This is a genomic window from Coleofasciculus sp. C1-SOL-03, assembly GCF_040220555.1.
Classification (GTDB): domain Bacteria; phylum Cyanobacteriota; class Cyanobacteriia; order Cyanobacteriales; family Coleofasciculaceae; genus Coleofasciculus.
On the sequence record NZ_JAVJUO010000227.1, the window covers coordinates 59,946 to 85,325 of the forward strand.

Sequence of the window (25,380 nt, forward strand, 5' to 3'; positions counted from 1 at the left end):
GACTTACTCGCTTGGCGATCTCTGGCTTGTCTCTGCTATCCTATCTGCTAGTCCCTTATTATTATAGAGATACAGTCGTGTTCAAAAGGCTATTCTCCACCTTTCTCAAACGCCTCTGGAGAATACTTCTAGTTATCATCCTTTCTGTTGTCCTGGCAATACCCGATTCTGCTTACGTCGGGACAAAGTTAACAACTCCGACATATACATCAGTTGCACAAACTGCCCAAAAACCGTCCTCCCCCCTAAACCAATTGCCGCAATCGGGAATTACTGATCCTCAAGAACTAGAAGTCTTTTTAGATAACTTCTTCACTCGTTCTATGCAGGCAGAACATATTCCCGGTGCAGCATTTGTGTTAGTTAAAGATGGCAAAATCTTTTTGGCTAAAGGCTACGGCTATGCTGATTTAGAAAAACAAATCCCTGTGCTGCCAGAAAAAACAGTCTTTCGGGTTGGTTCTGTGTCCAAATTATTGACCGCCACGGCTGTCATGCAACTGGTAGAACAAGGACAACTGAATCTTAACGATGACGTTAACCACTATCTCCAGAACTTCAAACTTAAGACCCCTTATTCTCAACCTGTTACCGTTGCCAACTTATTAACCCACACTAGCGGAATTGACGAAAACTTTATTGGAATTGCTGCTCGCCGTTTATCAGACATTACACCGTTAAACGACTATCTCGCCCAGCATTTACCCCCTTGCACCTTACCCCCAGGGCAAATTATACGATACAGTAACCAGGGATTTGCTTTGGCAGGTTATCTTGTGGAAATTATCTCTAAACTGCCTTATGCCTATTATATCGATGAAAATATTCTCGAACCCTTGGGAATGCGACACAGCAGTTTTCTATTTAAACCGTCAATCCTCGCTAACTTAGCCGTGGGATATGGCTACAAAAATGATGGTTATCAGCAATTACCAATTCTCTACACGAACGATACACCCTCTGGTGGTTTAAATGCCACGGCTACAGATATGGCTAAGTTCGCGATCGCACATCTCCAGAATGGTCGCTATGGCAATAGCCGTATTTTACAGGATGCAACAGCCCAACAGATGCATCGGCAACAGTTTACTCACCATCCCCAATTGCCGGGTCAAGCTTTTGGCTTTTACGAACGGTTTCAGAACGGCTTACGACTTCTCGAACATGACGGTCATATTTCTGGGTTTAAAAGCCGATTTGTTTTAATTCCAGAGCAAAATATTGGCTTTTTTTCTGCCTACAATAATGACAAAAATCAACTGCATGATCAACTGCTCAATGAATTCCTCAACCATTATTACCCACAATCAGAAAACATCCTTTCGCTGAATACGGCTCAATTCAGGGAAGCCTATAGAGACAAGGGCATTGGCATCTGGGCAGCAGAAGCTGAGGAAGTTAGCGCTTATTGGAGTAATAGTGCGACTCCCTTAGATACACCAGGTTTTACCAAAAAATCGACTCGTGATTTCACCGGAAACTATAGATATATTCGCTATCCTCATCAGAGTATTGAAAAATTAGGCTTATTATTACCAGATTCTCCCCTAAAGACCTTTGATTTAAAGATAACAGCCAACGCTAATGGCGGATTATCTCTGGGAACTAGGCAGTTAGTAGCAGTAGACTCTCTGTTATTTGAACCCATTGATCGATCCCCGATTAGATTCCGACTGATTCCCTTTAGGCAGGTAGCCTTTCGCGAAAATAAACGTGGTAAAATAACTTATCTGTTTTTAGGAAAATACGCTTTTGAGAAGATTCCTTGGTATAAAACTACAATAGTTCAACTCAGTCTCTTGGGATTGTGTCTCACCGTCTTTCTTGCAGGAATCCTGATCGGCATCTGGGAGAATCTGAGAAATCCTCGACGCCAGCAATTGCTCGGATGGCTATTGGCTGACAAAAGACAATCTCAACAGCCAGTGCATCTGGCGCTAGTTTTGCCCAGTCTAGTCTGCACGTTAAACTTGGGATTTGTTATCGGATTGCTTCTGGCATTAACCCTGATTGATTTAACTGAGTTTGCTTATGGAATGCCATTTATTGTTGAGGTATTACTGGGCATTCCTGTCATAACCACAACTTTATCCCTGGTGTTGCCTGTTTTGGCTATACTTTCGTTGAAGTGTAAGGAGTGGTCAACCTTTAGACGAAGGTATTACACTCTGATTACATTTACGGCTTGGGTATTTATTGTATTTTTAAATAACTGGAATATCTTAGAGATTAAGCTTTAAAGCCAACCGCCAAAAGTAGAGACGTTGCATATAACGCCTCTACTTGATAATCCGTTGGAATTCGATCAGCCGTTAACGAGTTGCTAATCCAACTTCTGTAGCTGAACGGTACAACATCGAAAGCTGACGGTTTTTCAGGACTCGTTGCTGCTTGCTCATCCGCGAACGAGCTTTATCTTGACTGGACACTAAAGCGGGTGCTTTTTCTGACGCAACACCCTGATTAGCAACAGTCCCTGGTGTTTGATAACGAACGCCGCGATATTGCAGGTTGACTCGTGGTTGTAACACTGGCGGATTTTTCAAATTGCGGAATCGCCAGTCCCAACCCCGATACTTACCCGCAGCATTTGATTCGACCGTTTCTACCGTAGGGGGATTGTATTCGTATTTGTTACCGCGATAAGTAAGTTTCATGGTCTTCGCCTCGTAATGCAACTGTAGTGAGATGAGGCGCGTTCCTTCGGGAGTTGTCCCTACTTCCGTCTCCCTAATCATCGTTCACGGCTAATTGATTGATGGCTAGAGAGATGAACGATTTCTTTGTTCTGTATCTATTGTTACGGTTTTGCCGGAAATTGTCAAGCTTTTAACAAAAATTTACATTCTCAGGGTTTCCTGGCGTGATTGTCTAACGCCACAATTTCCAGTATCAGACGCTAAGGTGATTAGTATGAGTGATCAAAGTAAAGGATTCAAAGTTGTTGCCGATAATCGGCAAGCCCGCTTCCGCTATCATATTCTAGAGTCTTACGAAGCGGGCATCGAACTAAAAGGGACAGAAGTTAAGTCCATTCGCGAGGGTCGGGTCAATTTGCGAGATGGGTACGCCCTGATTCGTAATGGTGAGGCTTGGCTGCTGAATGTACATGTCTCACCGTATACCAGTAGCAGCCTCTACTTCAATCATGACCCAGTTCGCACCCGTAAACTGTTGCTGCATAAGCAAGAAATCAGCAAACTTGTGGGTAAGGTAGAACAACAGGGGTTAACGTTAATACCGTTGAAACTGTATTTGAAGCGAGGCTTGGTGAAAGTGAGCCTGGGTCTGTGTAAAGGGAAAAAATTATACGACAAGCGCGAGACGATTAGGCGGCGTGAGGATCAGCGTAAAATGGCGCAAGTCGTTAAGCGGTATTAAAGCTTGTCTTTTGGCTTCCTCCATCCGGGTGAATGTAAGGATTACCAGGTCACTCGTCCATCTAACTGCTGGAGTAGATGAGGTCCGATACCGGAAACCCGGTCAAGGTCAGCCAATGACGTGAAGGGCTTTTGCGATCGCGCCGTAATAATTCGCTCAGCCAGCTTCGGTCCGATTCCGGGTAGCGTTTCCAGTTCCTCCTGGGTGGCGGTGTTGAGGTTGACGATCCCCCTAAAACTTGGGGCGTTGGGATCGTTTGCCTGAGTAATCTGGGGACAGGATTGCTGCTGGTTCTGAATCCTGCGCTGAACCGCCACCGGAACCCCCAGTATGGCATTTTTGTAGAGACGTTCAAATTCACGTTCAAAATGAGCGGCGACGAGAGGACTATTAATCACCAACAGCGTCTCGTCGTTTTGAGTATTGGCTGAGGCTGACCAATTATGAGACCCAGTAATCACCATTTTTCCATCTACTACCCCAAACTTATGATGTAACAGATCCCCTGATGGCAACTGGGGAACACCAACTGTGGCGATTGGATCGTGCCAAGGGCGATTACGGGCTTCATAGCGACATTGATGACTCAGCGCCACACCTAATAAATCTAGTCCTTCGCTGTAGTAGCGATAGGCAAAACTGGGGTCAATTAACGCCTGAACGTGGACGCCCTGTTCATGGGCAGTTTGTAACCGATCTGCCAGTCGCTGTTCAGAAAAAACAAATAACGCCAGGTCAATGGTTTGGGTCGCGCTTTGCAGGAGTTGGTTAATAAAACCATTACTGCTTTGACTCCAGGGTTGAGTTGGTGACGTAGGCGAAAACCTGACCACCAGAATAGTATCTCCGAGTGTCACCTGTTGGGCAGGGCGTTGTGACTTTTTGACACCAAACCGACTGTCGGGTGCGCCACCGGGTCCATCTCCCCACATCTGGTTAAATTCTGCGGTAAAGGAATTGGCTAATTCCACACTCTCAATTTTGAGCAGATTGTTGGCATTACCCCGACTATCGGGTGCTTGAAAATCGCCATGAATGTCGCTGGTGGTAAAGTTAGCGGAGGTCACCATCACCGTGTATCCATCCACAACAACAAACTTGTGGTGCATTAAGCCGCTACCTTGAGAGCCATCAGCCGTATCGTCTAGGATCGGGACACCAGCATTGCGTAAGATAACTAGAGCATCCCGTTGATTAATTTCAGCAGGGGTCAGTTTGCCATCGTTATTACGGTCAATTAACCGTAAATTCTCTTGGGCGCGATCGCGTTCCCGATACGGAAGTTTAGCAATTTCTGTCGGCGATATTTCACTCCAAGGGCGGTTGTAGGTATTTTCCAGGATCACCCTGACCCTAACCCCCGCTTGATGGCGTTTGACCAAGGCTTGAGCAATTTGCGGCAAGCGTAACTCTTGGACAGCAACATCGACAGTGGATTGAGCCGTCGCGATCGCTTGGACAATAATCCGTTCTAAATTATCCCCCGGTCGAGTCACTGAGCGATAGGGTTCCTTGTAGGTTGTCGAGGGGGAATGGTTAAAGTAGACCTGAACAAAGGGATCTTGGGGTAAGGGAGGTGGACGATGAACTTGATCAAGAGGAGGTTGACAAGCAGACAGAGTGAGTACAATGAGCCAGATGATAGCTTGATACCAGTAGGATTGAGTCATTGAATCCACTTAGATTCACTTATGGGTGTGATTCTTTTTTATCATCTACGGGTACATAAACCGAGTCGGAGGTCAATACTTGATAAGTTGAGACAAGCCAGAGAAGCCAGGGAAGCCAAGGAGACAGAAAGGTTACAACCCTAGGACTTGGAACCATCTGCCTAGAACGGCTGCTCGGTGTTTTCCTAAGTCAATTTAAAATAAAGCTCAAGGATTTGTCCCGATTGAATTAACATAAAAATACATGAACAACTTAAATCACGTTTTCCACAACCTGAATGCGGGAAATCACTACCAGGAAGATAACATGGTCACGTCCAGGGTTTGAACCCATCCCACCGTTTTATGGCGAGACGAAAAAAGACATTTCCGTGCGGTCATAAGGGGTATGGTCAAACCTGCCACCGATGTGAACAAGAAAACAAGGCACGGGAAGCTAAAAAGCAACAAAAGCAAGCATGGGAGTCCACGTTTGACAACGATCCCATTGACTTAAAGGATTTGCCCACCCATGTGGTGGTCAAAGCCCGTGCGATTATTGCTGGATTGGAAGAACAAAAGAACTACCGAGAGTTTGGCGGGAAGCGACTACGCCACAATCGCTGGATTGTCAGTATCCCGGTTACCCGTAACTATCGGATGATTTGTCATGACTACGGCAGTTTGTTGGTTCCCTACGCGGTCTTGTCTCACGAGGACTACAATGTGGACAAACCCGGTAAGTAGCGGGAGCTGGGGAAATGTAGAGACGTGCCATGGCACGTCTGGAAGATGGGGAAGTTAAGTCAAAACTCTACCTTACCTGTTAACTGTTCCTTGTTCCCGATTCCCTGACCAAGGACATAAGACCAAGGACATAAGACGAAAGACAAATGACACTATAACCATGCAAATCTATCTCGATTACAGTGCCACGACACCCCCCCGCCCAGAAGCGATCACGGCGATGGAAGGGGTATTGACTCAGCAGTGGGGTAATCCTTCTAGCTTACATGAGTGGGGACAACGGTCTGCTACTGTCGTGGAACAGTCGAGAATGCAAGTGGCGGGCTTAATTAATGCGCCAGCCGATGCGCTGATTTTTACCTCAGGTGGCACAGAGGCGGATAATCTAGCCATTATGGGGATTGCCCAAAATTACAGGACGCCTCAGCATATTGTAATTTCTAGCGTAGAACATTCCGCGATCGCTCAACCTGTGCGCTGGTTGGAAACCTGGGGATGGCAAGTGACTCGATTGCCTGTGGATAGTGAGGGGCGAGTGAATCCCCGCGACTTGGAAGATGCCCTGCAACCGAATACGGTATTAGTATCCGTCATCTATGGTCAAAGTGAAGTGGGGACACTGCAACCCATTGAAGCATTGGCACAAATTGCCCAGGAGCATGGGATACTTTTCCATACGGATGCCGTACAGGTGGCGGGACGATTGCCCATTGATGTACGACAGTTGCCTGTGGATTTGCTGTCAATCTCCAGTCACAAGATTTATGGACCTCAAGGATCGGGAGCGCTGTATGTCCGTCCTGGGGTTGAATTCGTGCCATTGTTGTGGGGTGGGGGACAAGAAAGGCAAAAGCGTTCAGGGACACAGGCTGTTCCTGCGATCGCGGGATTTGGTGTCGCCGCCGAATTAGCAACAGCCGAACTAGCAACGGAAACACCTCGGTTAATTGGGTTGCGCGATCGCTTATTTAATCAACTCAGCAACATCCCTTACTTAAAACCCACAGGTTCGCGACAACATCGCTTACCGCATCATGTTAGTTTTTGCCTCACCAATATCCCAGCCTCCCAATTGCAGGGAGTAACAGGTAAAACAATGGTGCGTCAGCTTAATCTGGCAGGAATAGGCATTAGTGCGGGTTCTGCCTGTGATAGTGGCAAACTCAATCCTAGTCCAATTTTATTGGCGATGGGCTACAGTGAGTCAGAGGCATTGAGAGGCATTCGCTTGACCTTGGGACGACAAACCACAGCAGCCGATGTGGATTGGACGGTAATGGTACTCAAGCAGATTCTAGCCCGGTTATTGCCAAAACCCGTACTACTCAACGTTTGACATCCGGTTGTGAGACCAAATCCGGGGAACACTACCCCCGTTACAGCAGTTCCCGATGTCATGAAGTAGAGACGTTGCATGCAACGTCTCTACAATGGTGCCGAAAGTCCTAATCGATGTGTCTACTGCTATAGCACTACGCACACACGTTAGGACAAAAGAAGAAAAATTTAAATCGCTCAATCCCTTGTCAGGTAAGTGTTTTTCTTCAAAGAAAGCCCATTGCCTATTGCAAGAAAGCCTAGCGCGTAGCGCTATATAACCCAGTCCGCGCAGGCGGACTTTGGCAAGTGTAACAGCGATTTCAATCGCCTCCTCTTGCTGGAGAGTGTCAAGCCTTCCCTACTGCTGATATAATTTGTTATGCTAAACAAAGTTGCTGGTGTAGCTCAGTGGTAGAGCAGCTGATTTGTAATCAGCCGGTCGCAAGTTCAAATCTTGTCACCAGCTTCAACCCTCGAAACTCCTGTAGCCAAATGGTTACGGTTAAAGTTGATGCTGACTTTGACGCTGGCATCATCAACCTATTCTCTAGCCTTACCCGTGATCAACTTGATCACCTACTGAGTACATAATCAGCCAATCGTAAGTTCGAGTCTTCTCACTAGCTGGGTTTAGACCATCTTGAGTTTGGGTGTCAGCCATTCATGATGACCTGAAATTTCGTGGTAAACTGGCTATATATACTGAACAGACCAAAATGCTGATCGGTCAATAGTATTCAGTAGAGTTTCAGATCCTGTTTTTCAGATAAAAGCAAGTAAAGTCTAGATGGATATCAAACTGATTTTAGTGGTCTTAACCATTCTTTTTACCATATCCGCTCTCATTTTTGGCACGAAGAACGGGTTCTATGATTCAGACAACTATCACGGCAACGGTTCAGCCCACTAAGCTGGGATAAGCTAGCCCAGATATTGGCTACATGTTAATTGAGCAGTAGCATGTTACTGATATACCGTCAATAGACTCGTCCATAAAATCAGGTTATCACTAGGAATTGAACCGCAAAAGCAAGGCTGAAAATGTCGATGAATCAGGTTTAGAAGCATTGTCGATGTATAGGGTTCTTCAAGTGAGTCAGTTGTCAAGCAACTGGCAAAGCACAGAACTGTCTTCTCAAAGTTCATGAGCAATCAACGCCCAGTGACATCCTCGGGTGAGGATGATCAATTAGCCTGTTTTGCCTATGGTGTTGGTCATGGTGCAGAGGGAGTTTGTTTGCTGGTGCAAATGGGACCCCACCGCATCCTACTCGATTGTGGGTTAGAAGACATTTCGCCGCTAAAAGCTGAAGCTAATTTTTCGGCGGATGTGGTTTTATGTAGCCACGCCCATAGCGATCATGCCCAGGGGTTGCTAGCACTGCACCAAGCCTTTCCCCAATTACCAATTTACGCCAGTGAAGTAACCACTCAACTCTTACCCCTGAACTGGACGCATTTATCGGCAAAGGAGATTCCCGGATTCTGTCAAGCACTTCCTTGGCGATCGCCGATTGAATTCCGCGAAGGATTAAGCGTGCAATTGTTTCCGGCGGGACATCTACCGGGAGCCGCCGCATTTTTATTAACCTATACGAGTCCGAATCGCACCTATCGGCTCCTGTATACAGGTGACTTTTTTATATCAAATTCGCGGTTGGTTGAAGGGTTGTCTATTGAAGCCTTACGAGGTACAAAGCTAGATGTCTTGATTATCGAAGGGAGTTATGGTACGGCGCGACACGCCCATCGACGCCAACAAGAGAATCAACTCGTGGAACGGATTGATCAAGCATTGGCGGCAAATCGCTCTATTTTGCTACCAGTACCCACCTTGGGTTTGGGTCAAGAAATCTTAATGCTGCTGCGGAGTCATCACCAGTTTACGGGACGCGATCTGGATATTTGGGTAGATGGTACAGTTGCCCAGGGATGCGACGCCTACTTAGAACTCCTACCTCACCTTCCCCCATCGGTACAAAACTTTGCTCGCCATCAACCCTTATTTTGGGATGAACGGGTGAAACCGCGTGTGCGTCGCTTAGATCAGCAGCAACGAAGTGCGATCGCTCAAAACACCAGCATTGTTCTAACGGACGAAACCGCTGACTTGAGGGTTTACTGTCATCCTAACCCCACATCCTGGACAGTGCTGCAACCCGAACGCCTGAGATATCCCCCTCCCACCCCTGACTTGAACATTACAGAGGTCGAAACGTATCGGTTAACCGAGCATAGTGATTGTTTAGGAACCACTCAGTTAATCCATAATCTTCGTCCTCAACATATTATTTTTGTTCATGGCTCTCCTACGTACCTGGCTGACTTAGCTGGATTGGAAGAGTTACAAAACCGCTATCATCTCCATACCCCATCAGCAGGAACTCTGATTGAACTGCCAATTGGCGAGACATTTATCCAACCCGCACCACCACCAGAAACCAATTATGAAGGAGAGTTAACTGAGTTGGGTACGGTGGTGACCATTACCTTACCCGAAGCAATTGCAGCTGATCCGCGCTGGCAAGATTTTGCGGATACCGGTTTAGTAGAAGCGCGTTGGCAAGGAGAGGAACTGGTGTTACGTGGCTTATCCCAACGTGAACTGCTCAATCAGAGCAGTTCGGTAAAGATGCCTGCTAATATTGAGTGTTGTGCCAACTGTCGCCATCAACGGGGTCAGCGCTGCTGGAATTCTGCCTCTCCCCTCTACTCGTTTAAAGTTACACCGGAAGGATATTGTCCAGTGTTTGAACCGATCACACCTCCCGCAGAAACTTAGAGGATATCCCCTACATTAAATCCGCCCTTCTATAAGAGCAAAGGAGCGGAGGGGAAACAAATGACAAATGACAAATGACCAATGACCAATGACCAATGACCAATGACACCTAATTTTTTACTCTTGATTAGACTCAGGGAAGCGTGGGTGAATTTGTTCGGCTTCTGGACAATCGTCAGACACGAGCGGGTCAAAATTTCCTCGCGTCACAGAAGCCAGTTTTTGAGTCACTGAACCGATACTTTCTAAGCGCACCATTTCCTCCCAGGAGCAAATTTCGTCTTCTTCATCGGTTTCGTAGCGAATGGTGACTAAATCCCCTTCAATATCAACAATATGAGCGCGTTCAATCCAACGTTGCTGATCCCGCAAGAAAATACAGACCTCACGACCATCGCAACACAGTTGATAAATCTTGCGGTGTAGCATATTTGGCTTCTCCTAAGCAGATAACTCTTCCAATACGTCTGGGAGCAAGTCGCCCCGGTTTTTAGGATAATTCAGGGACAGTTTTTATCCAAGCTTAACGTCGGATAACTTGACTCAGTTTTCCCTCGTCAACGGCGAAATCCCTACTATCCTTAGATTTCACAGTTAATGCAGAAAACTTTAGCTGACATTTAACCGGAATTTGGAGCATCAATTCAGGGTATTTTTCACGAGACAAAAAAAACCTTGAGTTCTTCAACGGAATCGAGATAACATTGGCTATAATTCGGCTCAAGGTAAAGGTGGAGAGCAATTTCACCTGTGAGCTTATAACCGATATTCGAGGGATTGGCATTGGTAAATAGCCAAACCGAGGAAAGGAAACCGTGTATTTCGCCATTGAGACTAGCGCACTGTGATCCAGGTTATATATCCTGGTTGATAGGTACTCTGTAGGTATTTGAAGGTTAAACAGTGACATTATCCTACACTTACCCTAGGGGTGCAGTACAGGTTGCATTTGGCGTCACTTGTTAGCAACGCTTCCTGCGTCTTACACTGAGGAACATGCAACAACCTACTTTTTAAGGCTTTTGCTAAGGGTTTACGTCCACCGCTGACTTGCCAGCTTTTTGTTGCTGGGCAAATGAGACTTGCTAGGAATTAACCCTTTGGTAGCATGTTAGCACATTGAATCGGTGATTCATAGGAAATTGAGTCTCATTCTACTAGCACACTAAAATAAAAATCTACAGTGTGATACCAAATTCGCTTTTGTCACCCCATTTATCACTGGGGTACTTTTTCATTTTCATGAGAACAAGTTGAAGTTAAATCCATAATTTCGTGAACCGACGATTCCCTTAATTGGCTTGCAGCCCAGCCGATTGCAAAACTTTCCCTGAAAAGTCAGATCAAACCCTTGGTTACTGAATCACTCTGTACTGAGTCTCGTTGAAGCTAGGGAGTTTACACACCTGTTATTGCACTTTGCCTGTGCAGCTCAGGAAATGACAGAAAACGAGTATCATGAGCCTCCCGCTCAATTTGACCTGACTTCACCGCCTCATAAAGAACAGTCAAAGCCTCAAGGTCTGATGTTTGGTATCCTTTTATTTCCAGAATTTGGCGAATTAACCCCTCAGAAGCAACGCTGAGGCAGCCGGTTTTAAGAGCCGATTGGACAAGAGTGCGAAGAATCATGGTAACCAAGCAGTTGTAATCATAGGGATACCCTTAACAGTATCGACGATCTTCGGGTTGAAGACGTTGATAACTGTCGGTTGCTTGGTGTGATTCTCAGCATAATTTAGAGTGATGTGTGTCACTCTCCCACCAACTTATTGCCTGTAGGCACCTCTGAACCCTAAAATTACACTGCTTATGTACTATCCTATAGGCTTTTTGTTAAGAATTTGTAAAATTAGCACCATTTTGTTGAGAAGATTTTGTTAAAGTTAGTCGTGCCGCTAACTCCAGCCGCTTAACTACTAAGGAAATCAACACCAGCCATGTTTGCGATCGCCCTGAAACAGGAGCAATACTCAACCTATATCCTCACTGCCCAAGACACTCAGTCTCGGTTGGAAGTCGTTCCCGAACGCGGCGGTCTGATTTCTCACTGGAGTGTTCAAGGTCAGGACATTCTCTACTTTGATGCCGAACGGTTTCGAGATCCGACCTTGAGTGTACGGGGGGGTATCCCGATTCTGTTTCCCATCTGCGGCAACTTACCGGACAATACCTACACCCATAAAGGCAAACCCTATCCGCTCAAACAACATGGTTTCGCCCGCGATTTACCCTGGCAGGTCACAGAACGAGTGACCAATGACTTAGTTAGCCTCACCCTAGTCCTGACTAGTAACGACCAAACTCGCGCTGTATATCCCTTCGACTGGCAACTCACCTTCACGTACCAACTTCAGGGCAATACCTTGACAATTCACCAGCGCTATACCAATCAGTCGGCGGAGGTTATGCCCTTTGCCACAGGATTGCATCCATACTTTTTGAGTGTCGATAAAACCCAACTCCAGTTCGAGATTCCGGCTTCGGAGTATCAGGATCAGCTAACCGGACAAGTTTCCTCCTTCACGGGTGGCTTTGATTGGAGTGAGGATGAAATTGATATCGCCTTTCGCCCGGTCACGGATCAATCGGCAACGGTGACAGACCAGCAACGGCGCTTCAAGCTAACCCTGACCTACGGTGAACCCTACTCAACTCTAGTCTTCTGGACGGTTAAGGGCAAAGACTACTACTGTTTGGAACCCTGGAGCGCTCCCCGCAATGCCTTAAACACAGGAAACAATCTCACCAAATTGTCTCCTGGAGAGAGTTTGGAGACTTCAGTACAGCTCAACGTCACTTTTTTTTGAAAAATCCTCTACATTTTCGGTGATTTCTGTTATTGTAGAAAACGGCGCGTAAAAACGCCTGATCATTATGGGTCGCTAGCTCAGCGGTAGAGCACTCGGCTTTTAACCGATTGGTCTTGGGTTCGAATCCCAGGCGACCCATTTTCTCGTATCCACTTTTTTATAACCAGAAGCGATAAAGCTGATAAAGAAGACTAATTTTAGAATCTTGACCAGATAATTTCCTATAAACTGAAAAATATCTTAAGATTATTCTAAGAATTAAGTTTCTAAAAACGACTAGCTGACAAAACACCTAAAGTTAGGAGGACTTTTTTATGGCGCTCGTACCCATGCGGCTGCTTTTGGATCATGCGGCAGAGAATGGCTATGGCATTCCAGCATATAACGTAAACAACATGGAGCAGATCCTGGCAATTATGCAGGCTGCTGATGAGGCGGATAGCCCCGTGATCCTACAAGCCTCTCGCGGTGCTCGCAAATATGCAGGTGAGAACTTCCTGCGCCATTTAGTCACAGCGGCAGTAGAAACCTACCCCCATATTCCCATTGCTATGCACCAAGACCATGGTAATGGTCCTGCGACTTGCTACTCGGCTATCCGCAATGGTTTTACCAGTGTGATGATGGACGGTTCACTGGAGGAAGATGCCAAAACTCCAGCCAGCTTCGAGTACAACGTCAATGTCACGGCTGAAGTGGTAAAAGTTGCTCACTCTGTCGGTGTCAGCGTTGAAGGAGAACTGGGTTGTCTCGGTTCTTTGGAAACGGGTATGGGTGACAAGGAAGATGGTCACGGTGCAGAAGGCAAGCTGTCTCGTGAACAATTGTTGACTGACCCGGATCAAGCGGTTGAGTTTGTTGAGCGCACCCAAGTTGATGCTCTCGCTGTAGCGATTGGCACGAGCCACGGTGCTTACAAGTTTACCCGTAAGCCCACGGGTGAAATTCTTGCCATCAGCCGGATTGAGGAAATCCATAATCGTCTACCGAATACCCATTTGGTCATGCACGGTTCTTCCTCTGTACCCCAAGAGTGGCTTGACATGATCAACCAGTATGGTGGTGCAATTCCGGAAACTTACGGTGTGCCTGTAGAAGAAATTCAAAAGGGCATTAAGAGCGGTGTGCGTAAGGTTAACATTGACACCGACAATCGTTTGGCGATCACGGCAGCAATCCGTGAAGCGGCTGCCAAAGATCCCAAAAACTTTGACCCGCGCCATTTCATGAAGCCTTCTATTAAGTACATGAAGCAGGTTTGCTCGGATCGTTATCAGCAATTCGGTACGGCAGGTAATGCGAGCAAGATTAAGCAAATCACATTGGATGAGTTTGCGGCTAAGTATGCTAAAGGCGAGTTAGCGGCTGTTACTAAGCAGACCGTAACTGCTTAATCGTTGACTGGGTAACACCCATTTGAGCGAATCCCCCGTTTAAGGCGACGGGGGATTTTTGGGTCAGGAAACAGGGAACAGGGAACAGGGAACAGACAGCAAGAATATCCTAATTCACAAATACCCATGCTCGGCGAGAAATTCGGGGGAAATATCCTTCATCGGTAAAGAATTCGCGCTGGGAACTTGATACCCTAACAATTTCTCAACATACTTGCCTAAAATATCGCTTTCTAAGTTCACCCATTGCCCAGGCTGCAAATAACTCAAATTGGTTTGTGCATAACTGTGGGGAATAACTGCCACCTTAAACCAACTCCCCTGCGGATCACACTCAGCAATGGTCAAACTGACGCCATTGACCGCAATACTTCCCTTTGGCACCAGAAAACGAGCAACATGACGTTGCCATGACGTTTGTAAAGATGCTGGTGCAGTAAAACACATAATCCAGGAATTTGCTGTTTTTACAGAATCCTGAAGAGAACCAATGCCATCAATGTGACCTGTGACAAAGTGTCCCCCTAGTTTACTGCCTACTCGTACCGATGTTTCCAAATTTACATAAGTTGTTGCTTGATGCCGTTGCCCCAAAGTAGTACGGCTCAAGGTTTCATCTGAAGCTGTTGCTACAAAACCTTGGGACAAGATTTCCTCAACAGTTAAGCATATTCCATCAACGGCTACACTATCACCAATGGCAAGATCCTGTAGAATCACGGCGGCTTTGTCAGGAAGACAAGACAATTGAAAGCGATCGCCGCCGAGTGGTTGCAAGGTTCCTAGGGCTTGAATTAATCCTGTAAACACGATGTCATCAAAGTAGCTGGTCTCAGATCACCGATTATAGAGGCTCCGTGATAAAATGATTGTGGGGGGAGTGGAGGGTAAATCGAACTGAGGAACTCTTCTCAACTAATTCGTGTTTAAGGATTGGTACTACCCGAAGACCGTGATGTACATCAAGCCAAAGTGACAATTTAAGCACTTGAAGCACTTACTTCATAGCTTATCAAAACGAGTCTATCTTAAGGTTAGGAGACAAAGCAAGGAGGTGGCAGTTCACCAAAGCGAGGGAGATTAACCACTAGAGAGCTATTGGGGACAAGGATGAACGGTTATGTGTTTTTTTCATAAAGTCCCGAAACAAACGTCCTGAGACTGGGGCATACTTGGAGAAGATAATCTTTTTGATCTATGCCCAATTCGATGATAGAGGACTGATTCTGGGGTTAATCGGTGAAGTAAAGGGAAGCTAGTATACTTGTTCTAGTTTCAATCCATCCAATGTGGCTTTACTGCTTCGCTTTGATGCCCTCAACGCCGACTGTATTCTAGAGGCTAAGCTAATGATTGAAATGAAAGTTGCTGGAATTGCATTAGATGCTGTCACCCGTAGCCCAATCGTGCTGCTGAAAGACTCACAAGAGCGACGCGCTCTGCCGATTTACATTGGACAAGATCAGGCAAAAGCAATTATCAGCGCTTTGGAACGCCAAAAAGCTCCCCGCCCTCTGACACATGATCTGTTCGTGGGTCTCATGGAAACATGGGAGATGAAGCTGGAGCGGATTATTATCCACTCACTCCAAGATAATACCTTCTATGCGATCCTCTGTGTTCGTCAGGGTGAAGCCAAAAAAGAAATTGATGCTAGACCCAGCGATGCGATCTCGATCGCGCTTCGTACCGATAGTCCAATCTGGGTGATGGAAGAAGTGATCGCGGATGCATCAATACCCGTTGATCGAGATGCGGATGAAGAGGAACGACGAGCGTTTAGGGAATTTGTCTCCAACATCCGACCGGACGACTTTTCCCAGCATAAAGGATTTAAAACGGGTGGTGAAGCTTAGGAGTCGTCCAACATTTACTCCGTCAAATTTCGGGATCGGTTCATAGATAAAAAATGCGCTATCGACGGTTTGGGAAAACGAATTTGAGATTATCTGTGTTTTCCCTAGGAACCATGCGCTGCTTGGCGTGTGAGTCAGAGGCGCATGAAACTGTACAGTATGCGATCGCCAAGGGGATTAATCACCTCGAAACCGCCCGTAGTTATGGTAAGAGTGAGCAGTATTTGGGGACTATCCTCAAAACATTATCCGTACCACGAGAACAACTCACGATTACCACTAAGCTACCCCCAACCCCTGATCCTCAGGTCATGGATCAGTGGATCAATGAATCCTTAGAGCGTCTACAGTTAGACTATCTGGATTGCTTAGCGATTCATGGGATCAACACCTGGGAACATCTGACCTGGGTGGAGTCCCCTAGTGGGTGTATGCAGGCGATACAAGACGCCTTAGCCGAGGGTCGGATTAGACACGTCGGCTTTTCCACTCATGCACCCCTAGAGGTGATAGTAGCGGCAATCCAGACCAATTTATTTGAATTTATCAACCTACATTATTACTATGTCTTTCAGCGCCATTCCCCAGCCGTAGAATTAGCACACCAGAAGGATATGGGTGTGTTTATCATCTCTCCGGCTGATAAGGGTGGACGACTCTACACTCCTCCGGCGAAACTCATCGAACTCTGCTATCCCTTCTCACCTCTAGAGTTGAACTATCGCTTTTTATTGAGCGATCGCCGAATTACCACCCTGAGTATCGGACCAGCTAATCCACAGCAATTAGACGCACCATTAGCCGTGGCGGATCGAGATGACTCGCTGACTTCCCAGGAAATAGAAGTATTTTCTCGGTTAGAAGTCCAAGCTGAGAGGGCTTTAGGGGCGGAGCGCTGTAGCCAATGTTACCAATGTTTGCCTTGTCCGGAAATGATTAATATTCCAGAAGTATTAAGGCTGCGGAATTTGGCAGTAGCTTATGATATGACAGATTACGGCAAATACCGCTATGGCATGTTTGAAAATGCGGGTCACTGGTTTGCTGGGGTGAAAGGGAATCGGTGTACAAGCTGTGGTGACTGTTTACCCCGTTGTCCGGAACAACTGGATATTCCTGGTTTGCTAGCCGACACTCATCAACGTCTCAATGGATCTCCTCGACGTCGGCTGTGGGGGTAAATTAGCAGTAGCGATCACCTAAGTAGGTGGACACAATTAAAGTTAACGGTGGAGATTAGGGAACAGGGAACAGGGAACAGGGAACAGGGAACAGTAAGGGTTTGAGGCTTGTTTACATAACTTAATCTAGTTAAGTTTATTTCCACCAACCTACTTAGCCTAATTGACAAGAGTTGAACTAGCCAACGGTATCCAAAAACTGTCTTTATTTGGTTCGGTACTAAGAGATGATTTTACACCAGAGAGCGATATAGATTTTTTGGTAGAGTTTGAGCCAGGAAAAACTCCGGGGTTCTTTTTTTTATGTCTGGAAAGACGAGAGCTGATTTAGCTAACGATAGGATAAGGATAATTCAGGAAGAGAGTTAACTAGGAGAGAAGGGATGATAACTCAATCAGTGTTCAGTCAATTAGGGCAATTTAAAATTTGGCTCATCGCCATTTCATCCCCGCTGTTGCTCTCACCAACAGCAACGGCGCAACGTACTTCTGCACCAATACCGTCCTTAGTCCCCCTGGAAACAGAACTCCTAGAACCTGAGGCTGTCCTACCTGCCAATATCATTACAGCCAATACCATCTCCCAGCAACATATTACAATTCCCAGCCTTTGGTGGGCAGAAGATCAGTTTGATAAGTTCGGTGGTAAACTCCTCGTGAATTGGCTGGCTTACCAAGATGAGCAGCGGGTGGATTTGGTGGTTAGCCGTCAACCGTGGACACTGCTTAATTATTTAGAACGATACAGCTTTATTAATCATTTTGGCACGGTTGCTAGAGACTATAACTATAATGTCCGAGTCTTCAATGATCGAGCCGAACCCTTAGCTACCTATACTTGTGATTATACGACTCCAGGTTTGCCATCCTGTGAGGTTTTGATATTTGAGGGTTTGGGACCAGCGGGTTTACCTGTGCAACGAATTCCCTGAATGGAAGATCATCTAATGTCTAGCTGACTACTTAGGGTCTGCTACAGGGAGTCTTGTGGTGGGGAAAAGGCTTTTATGCAGGAGGCAGAAGGCAGAAGGGAAGAGGGTTTAATCCAATCCACAATTTTCCAGTTTACTGCCCAAAGAACAGCAAACGTTAACCAATCCTAACGGCTTAGAAGGAACCCTTGCCTACATTTCTCCTGAACAAACGGGACGCATGAACCGGGGGATTGACTACCGCACAGATTTCTATTCTCTCGGTGTCACTTTCTTTGAACTTCTAACGGGAAAGCTACCCTTTGACACCAGTGATCCAATGGAGTTAGTCCATGCTCATATTGCCCGAATACCTGAAGGATTCGGGAATGGGGAAGAAATTCCTCCGATTATTTCCGATATCGTCATTAAATTGATGGCAAAAAATGCTGAAGATCGCTATCAAAGTGCCTTGGGTTTGAAATATGATTTAGAGCAATGTCTCCAACAGTGGCAAGCTACGGGAGGTATAATCTCCTTTAAATTAGGGGAGCGAGATATCTGCGATCGCTTCCTGATCCCCGAAAAGCTATACGGGCGAGAAAACGAAGTTCAAACCTTGCTAGATGTCTTTGAGCGAGTGGCTGATGGAGCAACAGAAATAATGCTCGTGGCTGGGTTTTCCGGGATTGGCAAGACAGCTGTCGTTAATGAAGTTCATAAACCCGTCGTTAAGCAACGGGGCTATTTCATTAAGGGGAAATTTGACCAATTCAATCGCAACATTCCCTTCTCAGCTTTCGTGCAAGCCTTCCGAGATTTGATGGGGCAATTGCTCGGTGAATCTGATGCAGAGTTAGCTAATTGGAAGGCAAAAATTCTGGAAGCGCTGGGAGAAAACGGTCAAGTAATCATTGAGGTGATTCCGGAATTAGAACAGATCATTGGCAAACAGCCTCCTATCCCTGAACTGTCAGGTAGTGCTGCCCAAAATCGCTTTAATCTCCTATTTGGAAAATTTGTGCGCGTTTTTACGACAAAAAAACATCCCTTAGTTATTTTTCTCGATGACTTACAGTGGGCAGATTCCGCTTCATTGAACCTACTGAAGTTGTTGATGGATGAGTCAGAGACAGGATATTTATTAGTGTTGGGAGCCTATCGAGATAATGAAGTATTCGCCGCGCATCCTTTAATGTTAACCTTGAATGATATCAGTAAAAAAGGGGCGAATATTGATACTTTAACGCTAACTGCATTGGTCGAAGAGGATATCACTCGTTTGGTTGCCGATACATTGCTATGTTCAACAGAAATTGCGACCCCCTTATCCCAATTGGTCTATCAAAAGACGCGGGGAAACCCATTCTTTGCCACTCAGTTTTTGAAAGGGTTGCATGAGGATGGTTGGATTACCTTTGAAGCAAAACTAGGATACTGGCAGTGCAATTTGGCACAGGTAAGACTGTTAGCCCTCACAGATGATGTGGTGGCATTCATGGGGGAGCGATTGCGGAAATTGCCAGAGGCGACACAGGAAATATTAAAACTATCTGCCTGTATTGGTAATCAATTTGATCTAGAGACATTAGCAGTAGTATGTGAAAAGTCCCAGGACAAGGTTGCCGCAGATATTTGGGGCGCATTACAAGAAGGCTTAGTTTTTCCTGTGACTGAAAACTATAAGTTTTTTCAGGAGGATAAAGTAGGCGAACAACAAACGGATACCGTATCCGTTTGTTATCGTTTTTTACACGATCGCGTTCAGCAAGCTGCTTATGCTTTGATTCCTGACAACCAAAAACAAATTACTCATTATCACATCGGACAACTGTTGCTCCAAAAGATACCTCCAGAAACGCGAGAGGACTACATTTTTGAGTTAGTCAATCAGTTAAACTATGGAACAGCTTTCATTACCGAACAAAAAGAACGAGATAAATTAGCCCAATTAAATCTCATCGCCTGTCGCAAAGCGAGAAGTAGCACAGCCTATCAAGCAGGTCGCGAATATGCCACCACTGGATTATTTTTGCTAGGCGAAAACCCTTGGCAACGGCAATATGACATGACTCTATATCTCTATGACATAGCGGCTGAATTAGCTTCTCTTTGTGGTGACTTTAAGGCGATGGAACAGTTTGTTAGGGCGGTTATTACACAGGCACATTCTTTACTCGATCAAGTCCATGTTTATCGACTGAAAATCTTATCAAATGCTTCCCACAATAAACTAAGTGAAGCTATTGTAATTGCTCAAGAAGTCTTGCAACAATTAGGTGTAACTTTTCCCGAAGCCCCCACAGAAAGCAATATTCAACAAGCCGTTGCAGAGATTAACCAACTGATTGGAAATCGAGAAATTGAAGACTTAGTTAATCTGCCGATGATGACGGATAAAGAAAAAATCGCCATTATTCAGATTGCCAATAGCATCATACCTGTTGCTTATGTATCCGGTTCTCCCTTGTTTCTCTTATTGGTTGTCTTATCCGTTAAATTATCCATTCAATATGGAAATATCTCGGTTTCAGCTTTAGCTTATGCTGCCTATGGTGTCATTACTTGTAATCTTTTACGAAATGTGGATGCGGGAGTAAAGTTTGGTCAGTTGGCACTTCAGGTCGCCTCCCAATTGGAGGCGAAAACTATCAAACCAGAGGCATTATTTGTGGCGGGGATGTTCATCAGTATCAACCTGTTCCAGAAATTGCTTGCTATCCTGATGAATTGGTGCAGGTGTGGACGAACTTAATTCACAATGCTGTTCAAGCCATGGATAGCAAAGGGACACTTCGCATCAGCGTGGGTCAACACAATCAAGGAATTGTTGTTGAATTTACAGATTCTGGTGCTGGTATTCCCTTAGATATTCAGGATAAAATATTTCAGCCGTTCTTCACCACCAAAGTAGCTGGGGAAGGTAGTGGTTTAGGTTTAGATATTGTGCAGAAGATTGTAGCCAAACATCAGGGGACGATAACCTTTGATTCTGTTCCTGGCAGTACCACTTTCACGCTGACTCTGCCGCTACAGTAAACCAACCAGAAACTTGACTAACAATATTAAACCTTTCGCTCAACCCGTCTAAAACTATGAATGAAGTCGCAATTTTATGTGTTGATGATGAAACCGTGATTCTGGAAAGCCTCCAAGAACAAATTAGTCGTCATTTTGGCGAACAATTTATGTATGAGGCGGCTGAAAGTGCAGAGGAAGCCCTAGAAATTATTGAAGAACTTAATCAAGAGGGAGTCAAGATTGTGGTAATTGTTTCTGACTGGCTAATGCCGGGAATGCGGGGGGATGAATTGTTAGTGAAAGTCCATCAACAATTTGGTGATATTACAACCATTATGTTAACCGGGCAAGCGGATGAGAAAGCGATTGAGCGGGCAAAGCGGGAAGCTAATTTATACTGCTGCATTCATAAACCCTGGCGGAAAGAAGAGTTACTCAAAATTATTACAACAGCACTAGAGTCGGTATGAACGAACTAGCAATTCTTTTAGTCGATGACGAACCAATGGTGTTGGAAGGTCTCGCCGAAGAGTTACAACGGAACTTTGGTCAAGATTACCAGATTGAAGTGGCTGAAAGTGGTGAAGAAGCCCTAGAAATTATTAAAGAATTATATGCAGAAAGCATCGAAATTGCTGCCGTTGTTTCTGATCATCTGATGCCAGGAATGAGAGGCGACGAACTTCTCATTCAGATTCATGTCCAGTATCCCAATATATTAAAAATTATGCTCACGGGTCAAGCGGAGGTCGATGCTGTGGGCAATGCTGTCAATTCAGCTAACCTTTATCGCTATATTGCTAAACCCTGGGATGCCACTGATCTTAATCTAACGATTAAAGAAGCGCTCAATAAGTATAAGCATATCAAACAACTGGAACAACAGAATGCTCAACTGCGAGAAAATGAGCGTCGCCTGAATCAGATTTTAGAAGCAATGCCAATTGGTGTAACAGTTCATAACACCACGGGAAACATGACTTATGCTAATCATAAAGTCAAGGAATTACTAAAACTAGACATTTTACTGAAGACAAAGACGGATCAACTCTCCACGGATTTCAAGGTTTATCAGGTGGGAAGTAACACATTATATCCTACCGAGCAATTGCCCATAGTGCGTTCTCTAGAAGGAGAAATCGTTCATGCTGAAGATCTGGAAATTCATCATCCCGATAAGATCGTTCCCTTAGAAGTCTTAACCACTCCCCTGCGGGATGATACAGGTCAGATATTCGAGGCAATTGCTGCATTCTATGATATCAGCGATCGCAAAAAAGCAGAAGCGAAACGAGAGCGGTTTACCCAAGAGTTATTCCAGCTCAATGAAGCATTTTCCCAGTTTGTTCCTCGTCAATTTTTACACTCTCTAGCCCGCAAAAATATTACCGAAATTAAACTAGGAGAATCCATTGAGAAAAAAATGTCGGTTTTGTTTGCTGATATCCGTGGATTCACTACTCGTTCGGAGCAAATGAACCCAGAGGATACATTTAAGTTTATCAATGGCTATCTTCGACGTATGGAACCTGCAATTGTTGAAAATGGTGGTTTTATTGATAAATATATTGGGGATGAAATCATGGCACTCTTTGAAGGGAGTGCTGATCGTGCAATCAAGGCAGGAGTAAAGATGTTAAAAATTCTCGCTGACTATAACTTAAGCCGACAACAACTCAAGCGACAACCTATTGAGATTGGCATTGGCATCAATACCGGAGATTTAATGCTAGGAACAGTGGGTGGTGGTTCTCGCATCGATACTACAGTTATTGGTGATACAGTTAATCTCGGTTCGCGCCTCCAACAGTTAACCAAAATCTATCACACTCCACTGCTAATTTCCCATAACACCTTGGCTCAACTCGAAGAACCGATGAACTATGATCTGCGTTTAATTGGTCAGGTGCAAGTGCGGGGGAAAGTTCAAAAAGTGGGAATATTTGAGGTGTTTGAGGCTGATCCCCCCGTCCAAAAACAAGCAAAATTAGCAACAAAGCCGATTTTTGAAGCCGCTCTGATTCACTACTATCAAGGGTCAGTTGAGAAAGCTAAATCTCTTTTCAACCAGTGTGTCAAAGAAAATATGGGCGATTGTGTTGCCCAAATCTATCTGGAACAGTGTGTTCAAAGTAATAGTGATTTTAAGTAAGCTTCTTTAAAGCGCAAAAATTAGTTTAAATCGGTTGGTAAAAATAAGCTCAATTATATTAATTTATGTAAAGCTCCCTAAAGCCCTAGTAAAGGATAAATGACGATCCCCGCCGTTATTTTTCATTGCTCCCACCTACTTAAAGTCCAGTATGATCATCTCGTTACTCAATCGTTCTCAACAGACAATCCATGACACACAATGGGCTTTTCGTTGGCATGGTCACATTAGACCTAGTGTACCTTAGCCCTAAGCTACCTAGTCAAAATGAAAAAATTGCCGCTTCTGACTATACCGTGGCGGCTGGGGGTCCAGCTACAAACGCGGCGGTCACGTTTAGTTATTTAGGCGATGACGCGACAATCCTCGGCGTGGTGGGAACTCACCCGATTACACCCCTGATCCGTTCTGATTTGCACGATCAAGGGGTAACGCTGGCTGATTTAGATCCGACAGCAACCAGTCCCCCTCCGATTTCTTCAATTATTGTCACCCAAGGGACGGGCGATCGCGCAGTGGTTTCGATTAATGCGGCGAAGATGCAAGCGGGGATCGAGCAACTACCGCCGGATATTGACCGAGATATTACGATTGTGATGATTGATGGTCATCAAATCGAAGTGAGTCGTGCGATCGCGCAATCAGCAAAATCCCGTCAGATTCCAGTTGTCCTGGATGGGGGGAGTTGGAAATCTGGATTAGAGAATCTTTTGTCCTTTGTCGATTATGCCGTTTGCTCGGCGAATTTTTATCCGCCAAATTGTGACACTCACCCAGAGGCGATCGCTTATCTTCGCGCCGCTGGAATTCCCCATATTGCGATTACCCACGGAGAAAAACCGATTGAGTATTTCTGTGAGGAAACATCGGGTCAATTATCAGTACCTTGTATTGATGCGGTTGATACATTGGGAGCTGGTGATGTGTTTCATGGGGCGTTTTGTCACTTTATCCTCGAACAGACCTTTACTGATGCCCTCGTTGCTTCAGCAAAAGTTGCCGCCCACTCTTGTCAATTTTTTGGCACTCGTCAGTGGATGACGTCTAATGTTTCAACGTTAAGTTAGTTCCTGATAAAGATACCTCAGCACAAGCACAAAACGGTTCGGCGGAAATTTCATTAACGATTTGCATTCGTCCCTTGCGAAACGCCCGCAGCAGTCTATCAATGGACTCTCTTTCTTCCTGTGTGATCGAGTCTTCTAAGATGGCTGCCATCAGTCCATATCGATCAGCCAGCGTAATCTTGCCTGAACAACTGACTTGAGCAAATAAATCCGCGATCGCGCCCGGTAGAAGTTGCACTTGAAGTTTCATGTTACTCCGCATAAATTCAACCCTTTTACTATGAGATATTTACTCGGTTTATCAAGTGATTGATATTTTAATTTATTAGTGACAATGGTCGAATCTTTATGTAATTCAAGTCTCCTCATGACTGTGACTAACTCCGGAGTTTACTGTAACTATAAAAGTATAAAGATGTGATTAAAGTCTGTTTATTTTAGTGAGACATATCACAAATTACTCAAGTTTATAGCAGTCGCCAAGGCGATTAGGACAAAGCCCAACGCTGAAACCTTGACCAGTCAATCTTTTCCCTTGGAGCCTTCTGCCATCTGCCTCCTGCCTTCTGCCATCTGCTATAAATGAAGAGACGCCCCTTAACACTAAGGAACGTCTCCACAGGTGATGCGAGCCATTTTAAATTTTCTAAGACATGTATCTTGGCGAGTCGATTAAGTGGGAGTAAGAACTATCAAGAAATTCGCGAAATTTCATTCACGATCTGCATACGTCCACGACAGAGGGAATGGAGTAACCTATCGATGGAATTTCTTTCTTCTTCGGTAAGACTGTCCTCCAATAAAGCTGCCATGAGTCCATATCGGTCTGCCAGAGTAATTTTCCCACACATACTAACTTGGGCGAATAAATCGGCGATCGCGCCGGGTAAAAGTCTAACGGGGACTTGCATAGGACAAGTCAGAACTCTACGTTACCTAGCATAAATGGTCTTGTCAAAGAATACCGTGATGATAAGCTGTAGCGTCTGTGATATCGTTCAACTTGAAATGTGATTCAAGTCTTTCACAAAAGTGATGCAGGTCAGCGTGTTAAAAGGAGATGATCATTAGAGTATTCTACCAATTATAAGATTTTCTAAATTGAT

Annotated in this window: 21 protein-coding genes, 2 tRNA genes, 2 pseudogenes and 1 riboswitch; of the genes and pseudogenes, 18 read left to right on the forward strand and 7 right to left on the reverse strand. The window is 45.2% G+C overall.

Translation table 11 applies throughout. The features are described from left to right. The first annotated feature begins 77 nt into the window (after nt 1-77). Nucleotides 78-2,240, forward strand: coding sequence for a serine hydrolase (locus RIE73_RS34500; RefSeq protein ID WP_446405455.1), 2,163 nt, complete (start codon nt 78-80; stop codon nt 2,238-2,240). Nucleotides 2,241-2,312: 72 nt separating this feature from the next. On the opposite strand, the gene RIE73_RS34505 is transcribed toward RIE73_RS34500, so the two are convergent. Further along, nucleotides 2,313-2,657: a DUF4278 domain-containing protein gene (locus RIE73_RS34505; RefSeq protein WP_446405456.1), complete on the reverse strand. Its 345-nt coding sequence runs from the start codon at nt 2,655-2,657 to the stop codon at nt 2,313-2,315. 35 nt (nt 2,658-2,692) lie between these two features. Then, a riboswitch (Glutamine riboswitch) is annotated at nt 2,693-2,779 on the reverse strand. A gap of 134 nt (nt 2,780-2,913) precedes the next feature. Between RIE73_RS34505 and smpB the strand changes: the two genes are divergently transcribed. After that, entirely contained in the window at nt 2,914-3,381 is a 468-nt protein-coding gene (gene smpB, locus RIE73_RS34510) for an SsrA-binding protein SmpB (RefSeq protein ID WP_446405457.1), read from the forward strand. Nucleotides 3,382-3,422: 41 nt separating this feature from the next. On the opposite strand, the gene RIE73_RS34515 is transcribed toward smpB, so the two are convergent. Next, entirely contained in the window at nt 3,423-5,051 is a 1,629-nt protein-coding gene (locus RIE73_RS34515) for a phospholipase D-like domain-containing protein (RefSeq protein ID WP_446405458.1), read from the reverse strand. Nucleotides 5,052-5,396: 345 nt separating this feature from the next. Between RIE73_RS34515 and RIE73_RS34520 the strand changes: the two genes are divergently transcribed. The 4 genes from RIE73_RS34520 to RIE73_RS34535 all read left to right on the forward strand — a co-directional run bounded on the left by RIE73_RS34520 (nt 5,397) and on the right by RIE73_RS34535 (nt 9,879). Next, entirely contained in the window at nt 5,397-5,777 is a 381-nt protein-coding gene (locus RIE73_RS34520) for a DUF7682 family zinc-binding protein (RefSeq protein WP_446405459.1), read from the forward strand. Nucleotides 5,778-5,937: 160 nt separating this feature from the next. Further along, a complete protein-coding gene (locus RIE73_RS34525) occupies nt 5,938-7,113 on the forward strand; it encodes a cysteine desulfurase family protein (protein WP_446405460.1) in 1,176 nt (391 codons plus the stop codon). A gap of 378 nt (nt 7,114-7,491) precedes the next feature. Next, a tRNA-Thr gene (locus RIE73_RS34530) sits at nt 7,492-7,563 on the forward strand. 678 nt (nt 7,564-8,241) lie between these two features. Further along, nucleotides 8,242-9,879: an MBL fold metallo-hydrolase gene (locus RIE73_RS34535; RefSeq protein ID WP_446405461.1), complete on the forward strand. Its 1,638-nt coding sequence runs from the start codon at nt 8,242-8,244 to the stop codon at nt 9,877-9,879. A gap of 117 nt (nt 9,880-9,996) precedes the next feature. Here RIE73_RS34535 and RIE73_RS34540 read toward each other — a convergent pair whose 3' ends face one another. After that, nucleotides 9,997-10,308: a DUF6679 family protein gene (locus RIE73_RS34540; protein ID WP_006103541.1), complete on the reverse strand. Its 312-nt coding sequence runs from the start codon at nt 10,306-10,308 to the stop codon at nt 9,997-9,999. Nucleotides 10,309-11,277: 969 nt separating this feature from the next. Beyond that, nucleotides 11,278-11,511: a hypothetical protein gene (locus tag RIE73_RS34545; protein ID WP_446405485.1), complete on the reverse strand. Its 234-nt coding sequence runs from the start codon at nt 11,509-11,511 to the stop codon at nt 11,278-11,280. A 308-nt stretch (nt 11,512-11,819) separates the two neighbouring features. Between RIE73_RS34545 and RIE73_RS34550 the strand changes: the two genes are divergently transcribed. The 3 genes from RIE73_RS34550 to fba all read left to right on the forward strand — a co-directional run bounded on the left by RIE73_RS34550 (nt 11,820) and on the right by fba (nt 14,086). Then, nucleotides 11,820-12,689: an aldose epimerase family protein gene (locus RIE73_RS34550; protein WP_446405462.1), complete on the forward strand. Its 870-nt coding sequence runs from the start codon at nt 11,820-11,822 to the stop codon at nt 12,687-12,689. A 69-nt stretch (nt 12,690-12,758) separates the two neighbouring features. Then, a tRNA-Lys gene (locus RIE73_RS34555) sits at nt 12,759-12,830 on the forward strand. A 176-nt stretch (nt 12,831-13,006) separates the two neighbouring features. Then, nucleotides 13,007-14,086, forward strand: a complete 1,080-nt coding sequence (fba, locus tag RIE73_RS34560) for a class II fructose-bisphosphate aldolase (RefSeq protein WP_446405463.1) — start codon at nt 13,007-13,009, stop codon at nt 14,084-14,086. A 114-nt stretch (nt 14,087-14,200) separates the two neighbouring features. On the opposite strand, the gene ribE is transcribed toward fba, so the two are convergent. Then, on the reverse strand, nt 14,201-14,896 hold the full coding sequence (ribE, locus tag RIE73_RS34565; RefSeq protein ID WP_446405464.1) for a riboflavin synthase: 696 nt from the start codon (nt 14,894-14,896) through the stop codon (nt 14,201-14,203). 539 nt (nt 14,897-15,435) lie between these two features. Between ribE and RIE73_RS34570 the strand changes: the two genes are divergently transcribed. The 9 genes and pseudogenes from RIE73_RS34570 to RIE73_RS34610 all read left to right on the forward strand — a co-directional run bounded on the left by RIE73_RS34570 (nt 15,436) and on the right by RIE73_RS34610 (nt 24,274). Next, the gene (locus RIE73_RS34570) at nt 15,436-15,942 is read left to right on the forward strand and encodes a bifunctional nuclease family protein (protein ID WP_446405486.1); all 507 of its coding nucleotides are present in this window, start codon (nt 15,436-15,438) and stop codon (nt 15,940-15,942) included. A gap of 53 nt (nt 15,943-15,995) precedes the next feature. Then, nucleotides 15,996-17,123 (forward strand): aldo/keto reductase, encoded by a 1,128-nt coding sequence (locus RIE73_RS34575; RefSeq protein WP_446405465.1) that lies wholly within the window; start codon nt 15,996-15,998, stop codon nt 17,121-17,123. Nucleotides 17,124-17,286: 163 nt separating this feature from the next. Continuing rightward, nucleotides 17,287-17,448, forward strand: a pseudogene (locus tag RIE73_RS34580) (nucleotidyltransferase family protein); the annotation flags it as partial. Nucleotides 17,449-17,506: 58 nt separating this feature from the next. Continuing rightward, a complete protein-coding gene (locus RIE73_RS34585; protein WP_446405466.1) occupies nt 17,507-18,055 on the forward strand; it encodes a hypothetical protein in 549 nt (182 codons plus the stop codon). Between the two features lie 127 nt (nt 18,056-18,182). Next, nucleotides 18,183-20,789: pseudogene (locus RIE73_RS34590) on the forward strand (ATP-binding protein); the annotation flags it as partial. Next, on the forward strand, nt 20,774-21,073 hold the full coding sequence (locus RIE73_RS34595; protein WP_446405467.1) for an ATP-binding protein: 300 nt from the start codon (nt 20,774-20,776) through the stop codon (nt 21,071-21,073). The pseudogene RIE73_RS34590 and the gene RIE73_RS34595, both read left to right, overlap by 16 nt. 56 nt (nt 21,074-21,129) lie before the next feature. Further along, nucleotides 21,130-21,525, forward strand: coding sequence for a response regulator (locus RIE73_RS34600; RefSeq protein ID WP_446405468.1), 396 nt, complete (start codon nt 21,130-21,132; stop codon nt 21,523-21,525). Continuing rightward, nucleotides 21,522-23,207, forward strand: a complete 1,686-nt coding sequence (locus RIE73_RS34605) for an adenylate/guanylate cyclase domain-containing protein (RefSeq protein ID WP_446405469.1) — start codon at nt 21,522-21,524, stop codon at nt 23,205-23,207. The genes RIE73_RS34600 and RIE73_RS34605 overlap by 4 nt, the downstream gene beginning before the upstream one ends. A gap of 191 nt (nt 23,208-23,398) precedes the next feature. Further along, nucleotides 23,399-24,274, forward strand: a complete 876-nt coding sequence (locus tag RIE73_RS34610) for a sugar kinase (protein WP_446405470.1) — start codon at nt 23,399-23,401, stop codon at nt 24,272-24,274. Here the strand turns inward: RIE73_RS34610 and RIE73_RS34615 are convergent. Both RIE73_RS34615 and RIE73_RS34620 read right to left on the reverse strand, forming a co-directional pair. Further along, the gene (locus RIE73_RS34615) at nt 24,252-24,524 is read right to left on the reverse strand and encodes a hypothetical protein (protein WP_446405471.1); all 273 of its coding nucleotides are present in this window, start codon (nt 24,522-24,524) and stop codon (nt 24,252-24,254) included. The genes RIE73_RS34610 and RIE73_RS34615 overlap by 23 nt on opposite strands. A 442-nt stretch (nt 24,525-24,966) precedes the next feature. After that, a complete protein-coding gene (locus RIE73_RS34620) occupies nt 24,967-25,185 on the reverse strand; it encodes a hypothetical protein (protein ID WP_446405472.1) in 219 nt (72 codons plus the stop codon). Nucleotides 25,186-25,380 lie beyond the last annotated feature (195 nt).

Excerpts from the sequence above, each read along its gene's own strand:
- RIE73_RS34615 (WP_446405471.1), bottom strand. The coding sequence starts at position 24,524 with ATGAAACTTCAAGTGCAACTTCTACCGGGCGCGATCGCGGATTTATTT.
- RIE73_RS34535 (WP_446405461.1), top strand. The coding sequence starts at position 8,242 with ATGAGCAATCAACGCCCAGTGACATCCTCGGGTGAGGATGATCAATTA.
- RIE73_RS34505 (WP_446405456.1), bottom strand. The coding sequence starts at position 2,657 with ATGAAACTTACTTATCGCGGTAACAAATACGAATACAATCCCCCTACG.
- RIE73_RS34520 (WP_446405459.1), top strand. The coding sequence starts at position 5,397 with ATGGCGAGACGAAAAAAGACATTTCCGTGCGGTCATAAGGGGTATGGT.
- RIE73_RS34610 (WP_446405470.1), top strand. The coding sequence starts at position 23,399 with ATGACACACAATGGGCTTTTCGTTGGCATGGTCACATTAGACCTAGTG.
- RIE73_RS34545 (WP_446405485.1), bottom strand. The coding sequence starts at position 11,511 with ATGATTCTTCGCACTCTTGTCCAATCGGCTCTTAAAACCGGCTGCCTC.
- RIE73_RS34585 (WP_446405466.1), top strand. The coding sequence starts at position 17,507 with ATGATAACTCAATCAGTGTTCAGTCAATTAGGGCAATTTAAAATTTGG.
- RIE73_RS34605 (WP_446405469.1), top strand. The coding sequence starts at position 21,522 with ATGAACGAACTAGCAATTCTTTTAGTCGATGACGAACCAATGGTGTTG.
- RIE73_RS34570 (WP_446405486.1), top strand. The coding sequence starts at position 15,436 with ATGATTGAAATGAAAGTTGCTGGAATTGCATTAGATGCTGTCACCCGT.
- RIE73_RS34620 (WP_446405472.1), bottom strand. The coding sequence starts at position 25,185 with ATGCAAGTCCCCGTTAGACTTTTACCCGGCGCGATCGCCGATTTATTC.
- RIE73_RS34525 (WP_446405460.1), top strand. The coding sequence starts at position 5,938 with ATGCAAATCTATCTCGATTACAGTGCCACGACACCCCCCCGCCCAGAA.
- fba (WP_446405463.1), top strand. The coding sequence starts at position 13,007 with ATGGCGCTCGTACCCATGCGGCTGCTTTTGGATCATGCGGCAGAGAAT.
- RIE73_RS34575 (WP_446405465.1), top strand. The coding sequence starts at position 15,996 with ATGCGCTATCGACGGTTTGGGAAAACGAATTTGAGATTATCTGTGTTT.
- RIE73_RS34600 (WP_446405468.1), top strand. The coding sequence starts at position 21,130 with ATGAATGAAGTCGCAATTTTATGTGTTGATGATGAAACCGTGATTCTG.
- RIE73_RS34550 (WP_446405462.1), top strand. The coding sequence starts at position 11,820 with ATGTTTGCGATCGCCCTGAAACAGGAGCAATACTCAACCTATATCCTC.
- RIE73_RS34540 (WP_006103541.1), bottom strand. The coding sequence starts at position 10,308 with ATGCTACACCGCAAGATTTATCAACTGTGTTGCGATGGTCGTGAGGTC.
- smpB (WP_446405457.1), top strand. The coding sequence starts at position 2,914 with ATGAGTGATCAAAGTAAAGGATTCAAAGTTGTTGCCGATAATCGGCAA.
- RIE73_RS34515 (WP_446405458.1), bottom strand. The coding sequence starts at position 5,051 with ATGACTCAATCCTACTGGTATCAAGCTATCATCTGGCTCATTGTACTC.